Origin of the sequence: Acinetobacter sp. YH12227, assembly GCF_013417785.1 — a bacterium.
Lineage (GTDB): Bacteria > Pseudomonadota > Gammaproteobacteria > Pseudomonadales > Moraxellaceae > Acinetobacter > Acinetobacter gandensis.
In genome coordinates this window covers 1-4344 of record NZ_VPDH01000130.1, presented here as the reverse complement: position 1 = coordinate 4344, position 4344 = coordinate 1, and the positions used below count along the sequence as shown (strand labels likewise).

General features: G+C 42.3%; 4 protein-coding genes. 2 read left to right on the top strand and 2 right to left on the bottom strand.

The features are described from left to right. On the top strand, positions 1 to 94 hold a 94-nt coding region (locus FTV09_RS17085; protein WP_178867550.1), incomplete at its 5' end, for a transposase domain-containing protein. A gap of 107 nt (positions 95 to 201) precedes the next feature. Here FTV09_RS17085 and FTV09_RS17080 read toward each other — a convergent pair. Beyond that, on the bottom strand, positions 202 to 2616 hold the full coding sequence (locus tag FTV09_RS17080) for a membrane-bound PQQ-dependent dehydrogenase, glucose/quinate/shikimate family (RefSeq protein ID WP_180058956.1): 2415 nt from the start codon (positions 2614 to 2616) through the stop codon (positions 202 to 204). 298 nt (positions 2617 to 2914) lie between these two features. Between FTV09_RS17080 and FTV09_RS17075 the strand changes: the two genes are divergently transcribed. Next, complete coding sequence (locus FTV09_RS17075) at positions 2915 to 4093, top strand: IS256 family transposase (RefSeq protein WP_180058957.1); 1179 nt, start codon at positions 2915 to 2917, stop codon at positions 4091 to 4093. Positions 4094 to 4142: 49 nt separating this feature from the next. On the opposite strand, the gene FTV09_RS17070 is transcribed toward FTV09_RS17075, so the two are convergent. After that, the coding region (locus FTV09_RS17070) for a transposase family protein (RefSeq protein WP_306669508.1) at positions 4143 to 4344 on the bottom strand (202 nt) is incomplete at its 5' end.

Genomic DNA, 4344 nt, shown 5'->3' with positions numbered 1-4344 from the left:
CTATTTAAGTGATGTGCTGAAAAGGTTGCCGACACATAAAGTGACTCAGATTGAAGAATTGCTACCACACCGCTGGAAACCTGAACCGAATTAAAAAATAGGCATGGGGTTCAGCGGACGCTTACGATCGTTAATTTTTAATGATGATTGCAATAAAAAACCGAAGCCTAAGCTTCGGTTTTTTCTTTATCCATCAAAAAATTATTTTTGATCAGGTAAAGCAAAGGCAATGATATAGTCGCCCACATCTTTAGAGTGGCTTGCACCACCTGCAGAAATCACAACATATTGTTTGCCAGTTTTTGGAGATTTATAAACCAGTGGGGCAGCAACAGCAGCAACAGGCAATTCAGCTTTCCACACTTCTTTACCAGTTTTTGAATCTAACGCACGTAGGTAATAATCCTGAGTACCTGCGAAGAACACCAGACCAGAAGCGGTTGAAGTAGGACCACCCAGTGTAGGCATACCTAAAGGAATTGGCATATGGGTTTTCACACCTAATGGACCTAATTCTTTGGCTGTACCCATTGGTACTTCCCAAACGACTTTCTTCGATTTCAAGTCGATGGCAGTCATGGTACCAAACGGTGGTTTGTTACAAGGCACACCCAGTTTAGACTGCATGATGTCAATTTTCACACCAGCATAAGGACCAGCCAATTGTGGACGTACTGTACCCATGAATCCTGGTACTTCGTCAGTTGAGATATGATATTTACCCATATCTTCTTTACGAACCAATGACATACGCAGTGGCATACGCATATCGTTGACGTACATCATGCCAGTAGATTCATCTATGGAGATACCACCCCAGTTGAAACCACCAAGCAAGCTAGGCCATTCGATATAAGGTTTTTCACCTGGTGCAGTATATAGACCGTTATAGACAGAGTCTTTAAAGTTAATACGACATGCCAATTGGTCAAAGGTTGAGATCCCCCACATGTCCTGTTCAGTCAATGTGGCATTACCAATTTGTGGCATGCCAACAGAGAATGGTTGGGTAGGAGAAAGTTTTTCGCCTTCAGCTCCATTGGTGTCTACAGGACGTTCTTCAACTTTAGTGACTGGTTTACCAGTACGGCGGTCAAGAACGAAGATTTGACCCATTTTGGTAGTTTGAATCAACGCTGGAACTTTTTTGCCATGATCATCAGTCATGTCATAAAGTACAGGTTGTGACGGTAAGTCATAGTCCCATACATCATGGTGAACAGTTTGATAAGTCCAAACAGTTTTACCAGTCAAAGCATTTACCGCAACAATGGCAGAACCGAATTTTTCTTTGGCTGCGTTACGGTCACCACCCCAGTAGTCAGGAGGACCATTACCTGTAGGCAAGTAAACCAGATTCAGGTCTTTGTCATAAGTCGGGATGGTCCACATGTTTGGTGTTTCTAAAGTAAAGCCTTTGCCATCTTTAGGTTCACCAACCAGTTCAGGATTGCCGACATCCCAAGCCCAAGCCAATTCACCGGTACGAACGTCATAAGCACGAACCACACCAGACGGTTCGCCATGCGCAATATCACGTACCCAACCGCCTAATACGGCAACATGACCAGCGATCAGCGGAGTTGATGTTGGGTGATAACGTTTACTTTGTTCAGTAGGACCCATGTCATGCAGAACATCGACCTGACCATTCACACCAAATTCTGGACATAAAGCACCAGTTTTAGCATTTAACGCAATTAAACGGCCATCAACAGTTGAAGTCAGGATACGTTGTGGACAAGCTTTAATACCAGGTGCTTGTAAGTCTGCTGCAGTTAAAGATTTGTCTTTAGTAGCATCATAATAACCGACACCACGGCAAGTAATATGTTCTGCAGTTTTTGCATGTGGATCATATTTCCAAAGTGCTTTACCACTGTCACCATCAATCGCTGAAATGATGTTAGTTGGTGTGCATGAATATAAAGTACTACCAATTTGAATTGGTGTATTTTCATCAACACCCGCAGATGTATCACGACCAGTGTGATAAGTCCAAGCGACTTTCAGATCTTTGACATTTTCAGGGGTAATGTCGGTGTACGGTGCAAAGCGGGTACCGTTACCATTACGACCGAAATATTCCCAGTTGTCCGGGTTTTCTGCATTCGGTTTAGCCAGTGCAGGGTCTTGTACGATATCAACAGGATTAAGGATTTTGCCATGTGGGAAGAACGCAGCAATCAGAGCTGCTACACAGGCAAAGAAACCGGCAAAGCCAACAAGATTGGCAGCTTTGATTTTTGCAGCATTGAGTGCTGGCAGGCTTTTGCTTGCCCACATGCTGAGGACAAATAAAATTGTTGGAACCACCAAGCGTGGAATATATTGCCAGAAGCTCAAACCTTGAACTTCAGCAATGGCCCAGAAGGTGGTTGCAACAAAAGTAACAATAGAAAGCCAGAAACCAAGAGCTTTTTTCATCGCATAGAAAATGGCGATTGCAACATAGGCAATCCCTGCGATGAGATAATAACTTGTACCACCGAGGCTGAGTAATTTAGCGCCTTGAATGATCAAGTACAGCGCAACGAGTAAAGTCAATACCACTACAAAATAGCGATAGACTTTAGACCCTGTACGCTCGATAGAGGAGGGTTGTTCAGTGCTCATACCTTACCTATAAAAAACGGCTTGGTTGCATAAACGGTGAAACAGGAGAATGGGATCTAAACAGATCGAATTAAAAGTTTACAGCGTTTATGTAACTAAGTCTTTAGCGAGGATAAATCCTCATGAGAAATCAATTACAGTTACATATTCTAACATTTAAGAAGATTTTTTGACTAAAAAATATAATGTGAGTATTGATATTTATCATTAGATCTCTTGCGAAAGTGAGACTGTAAATTAAATTGTGTAATTGCCTGAATTTGCTATGTTCATATTCACAACGGAGTCAGGCAACATGATGAACGAACAAAAACTAAAAGACCTTGCAGCAGAATTTGCTAAAGGAATCAAAACAGAAGACGATCTCAATCAATTCACCCGATTGTTGACTAAACTCACTGTTGAAACGGCTCTCAATGCCGAACTTACCGAACATCTCGGACATGAAAAGAATGCTCGTAAGAACGGTTCAAATGCTCGTAACGGTTATTCCAGTAAGACCGTGCTGAGCGATGATGGTGAGATTGAGATCACCACACCACGAGATCGTGATGGCACATTTGAGCCACAGCTAATTAAAAAGAATCAGACTCGTATCACGCAAATGGATAGCCAAATTCTATCCCTTTATGCCAAAGGCATGACTACCCGTGAAATCGTGGCTACTTTCAAAGAAATGTACGATGCTGATGTATCGCCAACGCTTATTTCCAAGGTGACTGATGCTGTTAAGGAGCAAGTCGCTGAATGGCAAAACCGTCCGCTGGATGCACTCTATCCCATCGTCTATATGGACTGTATTGTAGTTAAAGTCCGTCATAATGGCAGTGTTATCAACAAGGCTGTATTCCTTGCCTTAGGCATTAATCTTGATGGACAGAAAGAACTGCTCGGCATGTGGATGGCTGAGAATGAAGGTGCAAAGTTCTGGCTGAATGTCCTGACTGAGCTTAAAAACCGAGGGTTGCAGGATATTCTGATCGCCTGTGTGGATGGACTAAAAGGCTTTCCTGATGCCATTAACAGCGTATACCCGCAAACCCATATCCAGCTGTGCATTATCCATATGCTGCGTAACAGCTTGAAATACGTATCATGGAAAGATTACAAGGCCGTCACTCAGGATTTAAAAGCCGTTTATCAGTCACCTACTGAAGAGGCAGCCTTGATGGCCTTGGATCAATTCGCCCAAACATGGGATGACAAGTACCCACAGATCAGCAAAAGCTGGCGTACACACTGGGAGAATCTAAATACCTTCTTTGCTTATCCAGCCGAGATACGCAAAGCCATCTATACCACCAATGCGATCGAATCATTAAACAGCGTAATACGTCAGGCGATCAAAAAGCGTAAAGTGATTTACCTGGCAATTGATGCAGCGTCTAAAAAGTGGAATATGCCTATTCGCGACTGGCGTTTAGCCATGAGCCGCTTTATTATTGAATTCGGTGACCGCTTAAGCAATCACCTTTAAATTTATGAAAAGCAATTACACAAAATTATTTACAGGCTCGCGAAAGTCGTTATTGCAAGTTCATCCGGTTTACCAGTGCAGCGATTAAGTTAATGCGTAAACCGAATCTTTTCCGTCTATTTCTATAGCGTTCACTTAGTATTCTAAATCTTTTCAATTGACTGTTAATGTGTTCGATTACAACTCGTATTTTTCCAATCATTTTATTGTAATTTTTCTCAGCATCAAATAAGGGTAAATTCTTCTTTTTC